Consider the following 14,231-nt stretch of genomic DNA (forward strand, 5'->3'; position numbering starts at 1 on the left):
GTAAATTGCTATATCTTTATGCTGGCATTCTTCGATTATGGGTAGACATCTACTTTCTGGCGGGTTTATTATTCTCCTCCTGCTTTTACTTATTATAACAGACGCTAAGGCGCAGCGCAACAAAGCCAGTCACTGGTATTTCCCTTATCTCTCCGGTGTTGATTTCACGCAGAACCCGCCTGTTCCTACAGACTATGGGAAGACAGATGAAATTGATAGAGGTACGGCTATCATCAGCGATAACACAGGGCAGCTCCTGTTTTATACCGACGGGCATCGTGTCTGGAACAGAAACCATCAGCGAATGCCGAATGGCTCAGGCTTAACGAAAGGGGAAGTGCAGACCTCTTTACAATCGTCCCTGATCGTACCCAGGCCAGGCTCCGAAACACTGTTTTATATTTTCACGACGAACCCTGGCCATGGGCTAGTGGAACAGGGGCTGTTCTATGCCGTAGTGGACATGTCGCGCCGAAGTGGATTGGGCGATGTGATCCAGAAGCATGTGCCGCTCCATAACCCTGTAACGGGAAGTTTAACAGCCGTACAGCATGCCAACGGAAAAGATTATTGGGTGATCGCGCATGAATATGACAGCGGCAAATACCTGGCTTACCTGGTAACAGCATCCGGTGTGCAGGCAAGTCCGGTCATCAGCGAATTACCTTCCATACAGCGGGAGTACCCTGGCCAGATGAAGGCTGCACCTGACGGAAGCAGGATTGTGGTGCCCGCCGATGCAGGCGCGGAAATATCTGATTTCAATACACGTACAGGGAAGCTGTCTAACCCCTATGTGCTGCAGCGCAATCCTTACGCCTGGGTATCCGGGTTGGAGTTTTCACCAAATTCAACTTTGCTCTATGTTGCCAACGCCAATCAAGCCATCTACCAGTACGATTTGAACAAGAATACATGGGCTGAAGTGGAAGCCTCCGGGTACCAGGTAGGAGGATGGGGGTTCACCAACATCATTCATGATTTGCAACTGGCTCCGGACGGAAGAATTTATGCGGCCAAAGGAGGCGGACAAGGCTGGGGAGCTACTTATCTGGGTGTTATCAGCAATCCAAACGGCTTACGGAATCAGGCTAGCTTCGATGAGAAAGGCTTCCCGCTCGTATCGCCTGTCGATCAAAGGCTCCCCATGTTTGTTACGTCCTATCTGGCCAATCCCGCAGCCATTAGTTACGCCAATCATTGCCTTGGTGAAACTACTGTCTTTCGTGCTGCCGGCATTGGCAGCAGGGATGCCCTGCTCTGGAATTTTGGTGACCCGGCTTCGGGAGGTGCCAATACCTCTACAGATCTAGCCGCCACCCATACCTTCAGTTCGCCCGGCACCTATACCGTATCGCTGCAAGTGACTTTGGGAGACCAGGTGAAAACACACCAGGTGCAGGTAACCATTCACGCTAAACCTGCAGTTGACCTGGGGTCAGACATAAGCGTGTGTGAAGGCACCGATATAACGATGGATGCAGGCGCTGGAACCGATTTCACATACCTGTGGTCTACAGGCGAAACAACTCAAAAGATAGCGCCCACTTCCGCTGGCAGCTATTGGGTGGAAGTGAGCAATGGCTACTGCACGGCGCGGGACGAAATCGAGGTAACAATCACTGCAAAGCCGGGTTTAGAACTGGGGCCGGATCGTACGCTTTGTGAAAACACACCTGTACTGCTATCAGCAGGAGGGGCGAATCAGGGCTATAGCGTTTTATGGTCTACTGGCCAATCGACTCCTGACATAACAGTGACCAAACCCGGCTTGTACTGGGTGGAGGTCACAAATGGGGTGTGTCTTGTCAGGGATGAAATCACGATCAACTATATCGGGTTGAAAGACCTGTCGATAGCTGCTGCAAACGATACCTTGTCTTACCAGGAGCCGCTATACCTGGAAGCAGTGGGTACCGATCTTGTTTCCTGGAGCTGGGATCTGGGCGACGGGACTACTTCCAGAACGGCCAATCCAATTCATCAGTACGCCTATGCAGGCACCTACAATGTCACGCTTCATTCGACCAACAAAAATGGTTGTCCGGCCACATCTGAAAAGGAGATCGTTGTGAAGCCACATCTGTTCATCCCGAATATTTTTACCCCAAACAATGACGGCAAGAACGATGTCTTTCGGGTAGAATACAACGGGAGAGGAGCTTTTGAAGTGCAGCTGTATAACAGGTGGGGAAAGCAGGTATACCAGGCCTCAACAAAAGACTTCGCCTGGTCCGGAGAGGGCTTTCCGGCAGGAGTATACTTTTACCTGATAAAAACCGAAACCGGTACCTACAAAGGCTCCGTAACCTTAGTGAAGTAAGAATGTTCTGGCTGCAGCACTAAAGAGGCCGGTATACCTGTTTTATCTAAATCTGGTCCAGCAATACCTGTTTTTTACAGCCCATACCTAAATTTCATGTTTTAAAGGCTTGATAACATGAAAAATGCTTGTTAACTTTGTGTGTGTTATTGAGCAAAAAGCATGTTACAAAACTCCCGGCTTAAATTAGTAGCGGATTATCTGCAGCAAACTATAGGTATAGAGGCAGCAGCTATACCTATCAGGAAAGAGGAGCTAAAGAAGTTGCCTCTATTTCTCCGGAGCGGTTATACCTATGCGCTGGTAAGCTTGCTTGATAAGGAAATTGTCTTTGCTATCCTAAACGGTACAGACCTTCCAACACCGGACCAGCTTAATAAACAGGAGAACCAGCTACAGCGCGAGTTTGGTACTTACGTGGTTTTTGTCTTTGAACAACTGGAGGCTTATCAACGAAAGCGGCTTGTCCGGAAGCAAATTCCTTTTCTGGTGCCTGGCAAGCAATTGTACATGCCCTTCCTTTTTATAGACCTGCAGGAGCGCTTCGACAAACCTGCGCAGACAGTAAGTAAGTTGCGTCCCAGCACCCAATGTCTGCTCTTGTATCATTTGGAGGTAGCGCCATTAGCAGGTATACCTTTCAAAGAAATAGCACAGGCACTACAGTATACCAACATGACCATCTCGAGGATAGCCAAAGAGTTGGCAACTGCGGGGCTGGCCGAAGTGAAGGGTGCCCGCGAAAAGTATTTAAACCTGCAAGACGACCGGATGACACTCTGGCAGGAGAGCAGACTCCTGATGCAATCGCCTGTAAAAGAGCGTTTTTTCGTTAGTCAGTTGCCTCGTGCGGTTACCCTCTATAAGACAAATGTAACAGCCCTTGCCACCTACTCTGATCTGGCTCCGGGTAAGGTTCAGGCCTTTGCCATTGGCGAAGAAACCTACAGGCAACTGAAAGAAGCAGCGCAGCTACAGGATATGAATCATACCGATGGGGAGTATGCACTGGAGGTATGGACCTATGATCCGGGGCTACTGGCTGAAAAAGACCGTGTTGATCCGCTGTCGCTATACCTGTCTATGGCCGAAGAGGCTGAAGACGAGCGTGTATTAATGGCGCTGGAACAGCTATTGGAGGGAATGATATGGTAAGAGGGCTTGAGACATTTAGCAGGCACTTTCAGAACCACCGAAACTGCTATGTGGTCATAGGAGGAGTAGCGTGCGAACGGCATTTTGAAGAGCAAGGGCTGGTCTTTCGGGCAACAAAGGATGTGGACGTTATACTAGTTGTGGAAGCAATCAATGCAGGTTTCATCAGCGCTTTCTGGGAATTTGTGAGAGAGGGTGCCTATGAACGCAGGCAGGTAAGTGAGGGAGAGCGGCGCTATTACCGCTTTATCAAGCCGGAGCAGGAAGATTATCCGATGCAGTTGGAGTTGTTTTCCCGTAAGCCTGACCTTATGCCTGAATTTCCGGGAATGACCATCACGCCCAACCCGGCTGACGAAGATCTTTCCAGCCTGTCGGCCATTCTGATGGACGATGCTTACTACCAATTTACAGTTGCTTCGGCAGTAAATATGGAGGGAGCCAGTATGGCAGCCAGCGAAGCGCTGATCTGCTTAAAAGCGAAAGCCTATCTGGATCTTTGGAGCCGGAAGGAAGCAGGAGAGCAAGTAGACACGAAGAACATTGCCAAACATAAAAATGATGTGTTCCGTTTGGCGGCAACATTACGCGGAGATCTGACCATAGCACTTCCCGAAGTTATAAAGGAAGATTTGCAGCAATTTGTAGCAGTTTTGGAAGTCGAAAAGCATGACCTTAAAGCCATGTTCAAGGCGATGGGTATCTTCCCTGTTGAAGCACAGGAGCTCTTGAAGCAGTTAAAATTGGTATTTCAATTAGATGAATAAATAACAGGGGATATGTTTATAACCGTACATGTAATAGACACGAGCGAGGACACTTGTACCATAAGTATGCTATACGTATTCTCGTTTTAACTTTTAACTGTCAACTCTTAACTTGAATTTCAATCCATTCACCATAGACCTGCCCGTTCGGGAAATCATACCTGCTGTTAGGGAGCACCTTGCGGCGCAGAACACACTGATCGTAAACGCCCCTCCGGGAGCCGGTAAAAGCACTTTGCTGCCACTGGCCATACTCGACGAGCCCTGGCTGAAAGACCAGAAGATCATCATGCTGGAGCCCCGGCGCCTGGCGGCCAAGACCATTGCCGAACGACTGGCGCAGCTGCTGGGCGAGGAGGTGGGCCAGACCGTCGGCTACCGCATCCGCTTCGAGACGCGCATTTCGGAGAAGACCCGCATCGAGGTCGTAACCGAAGGCATCCTCACCCGCATGATCCACAGCGACCGCTCACTGACAGGTATAGGGATCGTGATATTTGATGAGTTTCACGAGCGCAGCATCCATGCTGATGTGGCCATGGCCCTGAGCCGGGAGGCGCAGCAGGCACTTCGTCCGGATCTGCGCATCATGGTGATGTCGGCCACGCTGGACATGCCCCAGCTTACGAAACTGCTGCAGGCCCCGGTGGCACAAAGCATGGGGCGGCAATACCCCATCGAAACATTTTACACCGGCGACGCCGATGACCGCATGCTGCCCGAAATGACGGCCAAGGTAGTAGTGCAGGCGGCCAGAGAGCAGGAAGGGGATATCCTTGTGTTCCTGCCCGGCGAAAACGACATCCGGAAAGTAGAAGAGCTCCTGCGCCGCCAGTTGCGCGATTTCAGGATACACCCGCTATTCGGTATGCTGCCTTTCGGCAAGCAGTACGCCGCCATCATGCCCGACCGCGAAGGCAGGCGCAAAGTGGTGCTGGCCACCAGCATCGCCGAGACCAGCTTAACCATAGAAGGCATTTCGGTGGTGGTGGATACGGGCTTCGGCAAGACCTCCCGCTTCGATCCGAAGTCCGGTTTGTCGCGCCTTGAAACGGTGCGTATCTCCAAAGATGCGGCCGACCAGCGTGCCGGTCGCGCCGGTCGCCTGGGTCCCGGAACGGCCTACCGCATGTGGAGCAAAACCACGCAGGAGCGCATGACTCCGCACCGTACCCCCGAGATTATGGAGGCCGACTTGTCCTCGCTCGTGCTTGACATGGCGCAGTGGGGCATCACGGATATCCGGGGCCTGACCTGGCTGAACCCGCCGCCACGCGCTGCCCTTCAATATGCCACTGAGATGCTGCACCAGCTGCAGGCACTGGAGCATGGCCGCATCACGGAGCACGGCAGGAAAATGCACGCGCTGCCCTGCCACCCGCGTATCGCGCACATGCTGCTCAAAGCGGAGGAAACCGACCAGGTGGCGCTGGCAAGCGATATTGCCGCCATCCTGGAAGAGCGCGACCCGCTGGACCGCAACGCCGGCATCGACATTAATTTAAGAATAGAAGCGCTCCGCAGGTATAGGAAAGAGCAGGGGCAGGGCAAGAAATTCGGTAAGATCGAGAAAGTCGCCCGCTCGTACCGTTCGCTGTTCAGCATAGAGCCGGAAAACGGCCCCTTCGACGATTACGAGACCGGTGTGCTGCTCACGCATTGCTACCCGGAGCGCATCGCCTACGCCCGTCCAGGCAACAATGCGCAGTTCCAGCTGGCCAGCGGTCAGTACGCGTCCGCCGGTCATCGCGACGACCTGGCGCACGAGCCCTGGCTGGCCATCGCGCACCTGCACGCGGGTACCGGCGACAATCCGGGCCGCATCTTCCTGGCCTCCCCGCTCAACCCGAGAGATTTAGCCCCCCTTGTGAAGCAACAGGAAAGTTACCACTGGGACCTGAACGACGGTGAACTCACCGCCTCCCTGGACACCCGCATCGGCAGCATCGTGCTGCAAAGCAAGCCGCTGCCTGCCCCCGACGAGAAGCACCGCGTACCGGCCATGTCCGAAGCCATCAAGCAGGAAGGCGAGCACCTGCTGGACTTCAATTACGAAGTAAGGCAATGGCAAAACCGCGTGCTGAGTTTAAGAAAGTGGCGCCCCTCCGAGTTCTGGCCCGACGTGAGTACGGCGACTTTACTCATGACCAACTGGGACTGGCTGAAATCCTACCTCTTCGACATCGAGCACCCGGATGAGTTGATGGAGCTGGAGCTGCTGCCGATCATAGAGAAGTTTTTAAATGACGAGCAGCGTACCAGGCTGGAGGTATTGGCCCCAACAAGTATAGCCTTGCCGGATGGTTCTGCTATGGACTTAACCTACCAACCCAACGGCAGTCAGCCTAAACTGGAGATCCGCCTGCAGGACGTGCTAAGCTGGGAAGAAAGCCCGAAAGTAGACGATGGCGAAATGACGGTGGAGCTGGCTTTGCTTACGCCGGAACTCAAACCGATCACCACGGTGTCGGATCTGGCGAGTTTCTGGAAAGGAAATTACCGCGTGATCAAAAGGCAGCTGGAGGTGGTGTTTCCGGAGGTGAAGTGGTAACCCCACCCCAGCCCTCCCCAATCCCCACCTTTCTTGCTTTATTTCGTAAAAAATGAACATATCTTACAGAAATCTTAATAGATATAGCTGAGCCGATAAACCTGAAAAGCATTTTGGCTCTGGTGTATCACAATGGGTAGGGCTATGTACAGACAGGTAGCACAGCATCTTAATATCAGGTATGGGGAGGTGAAGCTGGTGCGGTCCCTGTTCCTGATCCAGTTCTTGCTGGGAGCGGCTGTGGCTTTTTTGTCTACAGCCAGCCTGGCGCTCTTCCTGACGGGCTATGCCATCCAAATGCTGCCCGTGGTGTATGTGCTGGCCGGGGCCTGTCTGTTACTGATCAACTATACCTATACCCGCCTGGAAGCACGCCATACCCCGGGGAGGCTGCTGCAACGTGTCATCTTATTTTCGATGCTTTCTGTGCTGGCCTGTTGGCTGGTCATGGCATTGCTCTCTTTTAGCTGGCTTGTTCTTGTGCTGGTCATCTGGAGCCTGGTCATCTACATGCTGGTCAGTGAATCCTTCTGGGGGATGGTGGCCTTGATGTTTAACGTGCGGGAAGGCAAGCGGCTGGCGGCTGTCATCGGCGCGGGCGATCTGCCGGCCAAAATGCTGGGCTACCTCTCCGTTACGGCCCTGGTTCCGTTTATTGGTGTTGTCAACCTGCTTTGGGTTTCGGTGGGCTGTTTCATGGCCGCTTATTTCCTGTTCCATACCTATAGGCGAAGGGCAGGGGCAGGGATAGAAGAGGCCGCTCCCGATCAGGCAGCCGTCGTGCACCACAAGGGCAGCAAATCCTTTGTCAGGCAGTACTTTCACAATACACTCATCCTGAGTATCGGTATCTGGGCGCTGATCGGTTATGCCATCTTTTTTATCATCGACTACACCTTCCTGGCTGAGATAAAACTGGAAATGACCAGCAGTACGCAGCTGGCCACCTTCATCTCTGTCTTTTTTGCTGCCGGCCGCCTGCTGGCTATCCTGTTCAAACTGGTTTTCAGCAGTAAGGTCATTGCCAGATTGGGGCTGGCCAATGCCCTGCTGGTAGCGCCCGCCTTGCTGTTTCTGGTCAATGCGTTTATCCTGACGACAGGGGAAGGCTTGCCAAGCTACCTGTATGTTTTTGGAACGATGGTACTTCTGACAGAGGTGTTGCGTTCCACCCTGCAGGACCCGGTCGCCTTTATACTTTTCCAGCCCTTGGCTCCCCACAGCCGCCTGAAAGGCCATGCAGTGAAGTGGTACATGCTTCCGGTTGGCTTGCTGGTGGTAGGCGCAGGCCTGAGCCTATACCTGCAACGGTATGGTACACTTACCATCACCACTGTGGCTGAAATACTCGTTGTCCTGCTCATCTTCTGGGCTGGCAGTACGTACCTGATCCGAAAGGCCTACTTGCGGGCATTGACCAAAGCGCTGCAGAAGGGTTATTTTACAGGAACAGAGCTGTTTCTGAATGATGCGCTGGTCAGAAAACTGCTGGTTCAGAAAACCAAAAGCCTGAAACCGTTGGAGGTGATCCACTCCCTGAATCTGCTGGAGCGCTCGGGCTATCCCGGCATTTATCAATTGCTCCTCAGGCAGCTGAAAAGTGATTTTTTGGAAGTAAAGGAATATGTGATCTCCAGGATAATGGCTAACAGAATGTCTGGAGCCCTGCCCTTGCTTCGGGAGCAACTGGGTCCCCTGACCAATCCTGCACTGAGGCCTATACTCATCAAAGCACTGTGTTATCTCGAGAACAGCAATGGTACTTTGCATGATATGCAGCACCTGGGACCGGAGTGCCGCAAAGAGGCGATGGTGGGCTTTCTGAGCCGGTTCGGAGAAGTCAATCCTGCCATTGAACGGGAGTTGGAGGATATGGCTGTGGGCTCAGTTGAGGAGAAACTCCTGGCGCTGGACATCATATCAGAAGTACAGAAAAGGGGGTATGAGCACCTGGTAGAGTTGTTGCTGCAGGACGAGTCACCGGAAGTATACAACAGAGCCATTTTGGTGGCTGGCAAGCTGAAGTACTTTGCGCTTTTCAAGGCGGCTGTTGAAGTGGCTGAGAAGCGAAAAGCCTACCGCACCTTACAAAAGGCGCTTACTTTTTTTGGGGATGATGCTTACCGAGAGGAATTTGTTCAGCCAGGTGACCTTTCGGAATCCTTGGTAAACGTGTTAATCAAAGCAGCCGGGAAAACACAGGAGAAGTATGCTACTTTATTTCTGGAAGCGGCACTGAAGCGCTACCCCGACAAAACAGATCTGATTGTGGAAGCACTCTGGGAGAAAAAAGCTATACCTGGCAGCCAAACCAAACAGCTACTGGAAGCCTGGTTTGCCAGAAAAATAGACCAGAACCTGCTGAAAAGAAGCTATTACCTGCAGCTTATACCTGATCCGTCTGCCCGGCTCCTGCAGCAGGCGCTTTGCTCAGAAATTAACCAGGATCTGCAAAGTATACTCAAAGGCCTTTCGCTCGTTTACCACCGAAAGCGTATAGAAAGAGTGATTGAGCTCTATAAACTGGGCTATGATCATATGTTTTCAAATGCGGTAGAAATGCTGGAATTGCTTATACCTCAAAAGTACTTTTCCAGCCTCGATACCCTTATTGAATTTGCGCAGGAAGCAGACCACCCCCAGGTATACAGGGAAAAGGCCGGGCAGCTCACGACAAGCGACATCATACAGGAGATACTGCTTGATAACGTGGCCCGCTGCAATTCATGGACCCGCTCCGTCGCCTGCTACCTGATTCCGCGGCTGCAGAAGGGGGGCTTTCCGATTCAGATTCTGGACAAACGAAACGGAAACGAGGACTACCTTTTCCGCGAAACCAGAAGCTATGTTTTGTCCATCTTACCCCAGGCCTGAAAGATATGCTGCTGATAGAGAAGGTGCTGATGTTGAAGTCTTCCGAAATATTCCGGAACATACCGGAGCAGGAACTGGTGGAACTGGCAGGAATACTGGAAGAAATTTACCTGGAACCCGATTTCCGGATATTCTCAAAGGGGGATATCGGGAAATGCATGTACTTTATTTTCAAGGGAAGGGTGCGTATACACGACGGCCATACGGAGCTGGCCCTGTTGGAGGAGTACGATATCGTTGGCGAGCTTTCTGTTCTGGACGCTGAGAAACGATCGGCCAGCGCCACTACTGTCGACGAGGCCATCCTGCTCAAACTGGACCAGGAACCGTTTTATGAGATCATGATGAACAGCACAGAAGTTTTGAGGGGAATTCTGAACACGATTTGCCGGCGACTGCGCATCATGGACGACAAAAGCGTCGGATTTCAGATACCCGCTTCCGAGAGCCAGCCAACGCTACGCTAAGTTTAATTTGGCAAAGCAGGGAAGTTTTTGAGCAAACCGGAGGCCATGATGTGACAGGAACGTACAAAGAATGAGGTAAGGTATATGGGTGACGCCTAAGCTGCAAGGACAAACTTAAAAGCTGAATCTGATGGCAAAAATACTGGTGGTGGATGATGAGACGGACATGGAGCTTCTGATCAAGCAGAAGTTCAGGAAAGAAATACGGGACAGCACCTACGAGTTCGTTTTTGCCCAGAATGGAAAAGAGGCGCTGCTGAAATTAGCGGAGAATCCTGACCTGGACATTGTCCTGACCGACATCAACATGCCCGAGATGGACGGGCTCACCTTGCTCACCAAACTACCGGAAGCCAACCCGATCATTAAGGCCGTTATCGTGTCGGCTTACGGGGACATGGAAAACATACGCACCGCCATGAACCGGGGAGCCTATGACTTTGTCTGCAAGCCCGTAGACTTTGAGGACCTGGAATTGACCGTGAACAAAACGATAGACCACGTCAGGCAAATGCGCAACACACTGCAGGCCATCAAGGAAAACAACATCCTGAAAATGTACGTGGATGAGTCGGTGCTGAGCTTTATGACCCATGCAGAGTTTGAGCACAGCCTGCTCAAAAACGAGACGGTAGAAGCCACCGCCATGTTCATCGATATCTGCGGGTTTACAGCCTTTGCAGAGCATGTCTCTGCCAACGAGGTGGTGAACCTGCTCAACCGCCTCTTCGACCTGATGGTAGCCGAGATCATAGAACAGGACGGCCATGTAGACAAGTTTCTGGGAGATGCCGTGATTGCGGTTTTTCAGGGGAATTACCACCTGGACAGATGCGTGGAAGCCGCCCTGGCTGTTCGCAGCAAGCTCAGTTCATTTGAGGCAAAACTATCCGGGGATGTTGTATTTAAACCCGAAATATCCATCGGCATCAATACAGGCGAGATGATTTCGGGTAACATTGGCTCTGCCTCGCTTCGCAGGCTGGACTATACCGTCATCGGTGATGCCGTTAACGTGGCCCAACGACTGCAATCTGTGGCCCAGCCCGGGCAGATCGTTATTACCGATAAGGCTTATGAGAAGATAAAAGAGTCGTTCTCCTGTAAACCGATAGGGGAGGTCCGGCTGAAGAACAAGGCCAACCCGGTGATGACGTATGAAGTGATTGAATAAGGTACTGGTTCAGGTATGATACAAGGTTTGCTTCAGGGTTTGAAAAAGATCCAGGCAAGCGCATAGCTAAGTAGTACAAGTCCCAGGCCAACCACAAAAACGGTATAAGACAGCTTCAGCAGGCGGTATTTTTTAGATAGTACCTTCCCCTGCAAGTAGATATTGTCAATCATGCTGTTGTACAATTTTTCAGGATCTTGCATGGTTTCCCGCATACTTTCACGGTATGTCTCTGGTGATAAGTAGGTATAGTCTCCGAAGAAAAGTAAGTCTGTTTTGCCTGTCTGTGGCGCTGATGAAGTAATGTTAGGCCGTGTAGAGAGCACGGCAAAAATAGTGGTGACCAGGCATACGATTGTCAGCAGGATAGAAGGGATCAGCAGATGCGGTATGTCCGTGAAGTTTCTGACAAAAGACGAGATCATGATTGAAGCGATAATGGCATTGATTGAAATCATCAGGTGGGCCTTGTTGTCAGCGATGGCGCTTAGCTGCAGGTGACCTGCTAAGGTGGTCCTGAACATCGTCTCGACTCCTTTGATGAATTTCTTATCCTTTTTTTCAGGAAGGCCTTTTTTAGGCTTGCTGTTTCCTGCAGCTAAAAGCGCTTTGAGCGACTCGTTTTCATGCGTCAGCTCCTCCATTCTTCTCTTCAAAAGCTCCTGGTCAGTCTCTATCATATGCTACAAAATTTTAAGCCATACCTGCACAAGAGCTGTGACAGCCGTTTAGTGCTTAACAGGCAAGCAAATAGTGAATTCTGTAAAGTCATCTTCCTTTGTGTCTACCAGCAAATCGCCTCCATGGCCTTTGGTGATGATATCATAGCTTAGGGACAGGCCTAAGCCTGTGCCTTGCCCGGCCGGTTTAGTCGTGAAGAAGGGCTGGAATATTTTGCTTCGGATACCTGCCGGTATGCCGCTTCCGTTATCCCTTACCTTTATTTCGACTTTCCCGTCCTGCTGTCGTGTACTAAGCTTTACTTCTGGTTTGAACTGACCTTTTAAGCGGATTTTCTTCTGTTGCGTTGCATAAAAGGCGTTGTTGAACAAGTTAAGGAGCACCCGGCCCAGTTCCTGCGGAACCACCTCGATCTTTTCCAGCTGTGCGTCAAAATCTGTCACCAGGCTGGCATTGAAACTCTTGTCTTTGGCCCGGAGTCCGTGGTAGGAAAGGCGCAGGAATTCATCGGCCAGGGCGTTGATGTCGGTCAGCTGTTTTTCGCCGGTGGCGGAGCGGGAGTGCTGCAGCATACCTTTTACAACGGATTCAGCGCGATGGCCATGGTGGTGTATTTTGTGAAGGTTCTGCTGTAAGTCGTCCAGCAGGGGAAGCGCCTCTGTGGTATTGCCAGCTTTTAACTCCTCTTTCAATTCAGCGCACAACTCTTCTGAAACGCCCGAAAAGTTGTTGACGAAGTTCAGCGGGTTCTGAATTTCATGTGCAATGCCGGCCGTAAGCTCACCCAGCGAGGCCATCTTCTCTTTCTGGATGAGTTGGTTCTGCGTAGTACTCAGTTCCTCCAGCGACTCTTTCAGGGCAGCGGTTCTTTCCTCTACCTGCCGCTCCAGGGTTTCGTTTTGAGAGGCCAGGATCTGTTGTTTTTCTTTTTCCTGGGCCACCGTCTTCTCCGATAGTTCCTCCACTTCCAACAGTTTCCGGTTGAGGGTGCTGTTAATGAAGGCAAAATCAAGCCCAAGATAAATGGAGGTGGCAATGGGTATACTTAAAACAGATATGACATAGAGTACAGACCTGAAAGGAGTAACTCCGATCAGGAACTCATGCGTGAACACCCCTAAGGACAGGAAGAACACAAAAAACACCAGGCATACCACGGCTCCCCAGGCAATAATCCGGGCGACTCTTTTACCTCTTTTAGCAGACCGGAGCGCAACACGGAGTATGTTTAGCTTGATCAGTACCTCCATTAAGGCTCCTCCTGCAATCCAGCCCCAACCATATTGCGGAATAATAAAGAATATGCTTACCCCTACCATAACCAGCAGGACATAGAAGAGGATGTCTCGCTTTTGGTTGGATAACTGATAAATGGCTATGAGCAAAAAGAGGTCGGCTACCAGCAGCAAGGAGAAGCAGGTATTGTAGAGCGAAAATCGGGAAGCAATGTCATGTCCGTTTATAAAAGTCCAGATTCTGATTATATTCTGGGCTAAAAAGAAAAAGGAAAACAAGGCAAATGAGAGGTTTGCCTTTTGCTGTGGATAGAATACATAGAAGGCGGTATGTAGAAAGATGAGCAGTGTACTTGCCCCAACCATAAATGTCCAGAAAATTAAAAGGCGGCCAAAGTAGCGCTCATGTTTTTCAATAGCTGTGTTCAGGTTATTAATGCCAATTCTGAGCGCAGGATTAGTGGATTCGAACATCGTGGTATAGGACAAGTTGGGCTCCAGTGCGTAGCGAATGGCTAAAACCTGGCGGGCTTCGTCTGTAAATGGGGCCAAAACGGGTTGCCACATCGGGTCGTACGCTTCTACCTCATCCGGATTTGCGCTCACAGTGCCAAAGCGATGAATCAGGTGACCGTTCAGGTAGACTTCTGAGGCTCCCGATTGCTGAATCAGCAGGGCCAGTTGCTGTTCCCGTACAGCCGGATCCAGAGACAGGTGCAGACGAAACCAGGCTATACCTGACTTCGGGAGTTGAGGCAATGAGTTTACAATATCAAGGGTGGGGTCAATGGTTTGCCAATGCTGGTCATTGAAGGCAGGATTGGCCCACTCCGGATTATCGCCGACCTGAAACTTCCAGCCTTTATTTAGCAGAAGATCTTCCTTGTGAGGCAATACCTTTACATGAATCGTGTGATCTGTGGCTTGAGAAAAGCATGTGTATGGTATACAATAAGTAATCAGCAGAAAACAGAAGAGGATTTTCATCGCTACTTATCGTTTAA

General features: G+C 51.1%; 9 protein-coding genes. 7 read left to right on the forward strand and 2 right to left on the reverse strand.

The window, feature by feature from the left end; translation table 11 throughout:
• The first annotated feature begins 37 nt into the window (after positions 1-37).
• From C8E01_RS14855 to C8E01_RS14885, 7 genes are all read left to right on the forward strand, one after another.
• Positions 38-2,323, forward strand: a complete 2,286-nt coding sequence (locus C8E01_RS14855; RefSeq protein ID WP_116544239.1) for a PKD domain-containing protein — start codon at positions 38-40, stop codon at positions 2,321-2,323.
• Positions 2,324-2,485: 162 nt separating this feature from the next.
• Positions 2,486-3,478 (forward strand): MarR family transcriptional regulator, encoded by a 993-nt coding sequence (locus C8E01_RS14860; protein ID WP_116544240.1) that lies wholly within the window; start codon positions 2,486-2,488, stop codon positions 3,476-3,478.
• 140 nt (positions 3,479-3,618) lie between these two features.
• Positions 3,619-4,245, forward strand: coding sequence for a hypothetical protein (locus C8E01_RS14865; RefSeq protein ID WP_165820661.1), 627 nt, complete (start codon positions 3,619-3,621; stop codon positions 4,243-4,245).
• Between the two features lie 112 nt (positions 4,246-4,357).
• Positions 4,358-6,796, forward strand: a complete 2,439-nt coding sequence (gene hrpB, locus C8E01_RS14870) for an ATP-dependent helicase HrpB (protein ID WP_116544242.1) — start codon at positions 4,358-4,360, stop codon at positions 6,794-6,796.
• Positions 6,797-6,940: 144 nt separating this feature from the next.
• Complete coding sequence (locus C8E01_RS14875) at positions 6,941-9,670, forward strand: NTP/NDP exchange transporter (RefSeq protein WP_133242776.1); 2,730 nt, start codon at positions 6,941-6,943, stop codon at positions 9,668-9,670.
• 5 nt (positions 9,671-9,675) lie between these two features.
• The gene (locus C8E01_RS14880; RefSeq protein WP_116544244.1) at positions 9,676-10,137 is read left to right on the forward strand and encodes a Crp/Fnr family transcriptional regulator; all 462 of its coding nucleotides are present in this window, start codon (positions 9,676-9,678) and stop codon (positions 10,135-10,137) included.
• A gap of 127 nt (positions 10,138-10,264) precedes the next feature.
• Positions 10,265-11,311, forward strand: a complete 1,047-nt coding sequence (locus C8E01_RS14885) for an adenylate/guanylate cyclase domain-containing response regulator (protein ID WP_116544245.1) — start codon at positions 10,265-10,267, stop codon at positions 11,309-11,311.
• Between the two features lie 32 nt (positions 11,312-11,343).
• Here the strand turns inward: C8E01_RS14885 and C8E01_RS14890 are convergent, their stop codons facing one another.
• Together C8E01_RS14890 and C8E01_RS14895 are read right to left on the reverse strand one after the other, a co-directional pair.
• Entirely contained in the window at positions 11,344-11,991 is a 648-nt protein-coding gene (locus tag C8E01_RS14890; RefSeq protein ID WP_116544246.1) for a Pycsar system effector family protein, read from the reverse strand.
• Between the two features lie 48 nt (positions 11,992-12,039).
• A complete protein-coding gene (locus tag C8E01_RS14895) occupies positions 12,040-14,121 on the reverse strand; it encodes a sensor histidine kinase (RefSeq protein ID WP_243409597.1) in 2,082 nt (693 codons plus the stop codon).
• Between the last annotated feature and the right edge of the window lie 110 nt (positions 14,122-14,231).

Origin of the sequence: Pontibacter virosus (assembly GCF_003096355.1) — a bacterium.
In the GTDB taxonomy this organism is placed as follows: Bacteria; Bacteroidota; Bacteroidia; order Cytophagales; family Hymenobacteraceae; genus Pontibacter; species Pontibacter virosus.

Excerpts from the sequence above, each read along its gene's own strand:
- C8E01_RS14875 (WP_133242776.1), top strand. The coding sequence starts at position 6,941 with ATGTACAGACAGGTAGCACAGCATCTTAATATCAGGTATGGGGAGGTG.
- C8E01_RS14855 (WP_116544239.1), top strand. The coding sequence starts at position 38 with ATGGGTAGACATCTACTTTCTGGCGGGTTTATTATTCTCCTCCTGCTT.
- C8E01_RS14860 (WP_116544240.1), top strand. The coding sequence starts at position 2,486 with ATGTTACAAAACTCCCGGCTTAAATTAGTAGCGGATTATCTGCAGCAA.
- C8E01_RS14880 (WP_116544244.1), top strand. The coding sequence starts at position 9,676 with ATGCTGCTGATAGAGAAGGTGCTGATGTTGAAGTCTTCCGAAATATTC.
- C8E01_RS14890 (WP_116544246.1), bottom strand. The coding sequence starts at position 11,991 with ATGATAGAGACTGACCAGGAGCTTTTGAAGAGAAGAATGGAGGAGCTG.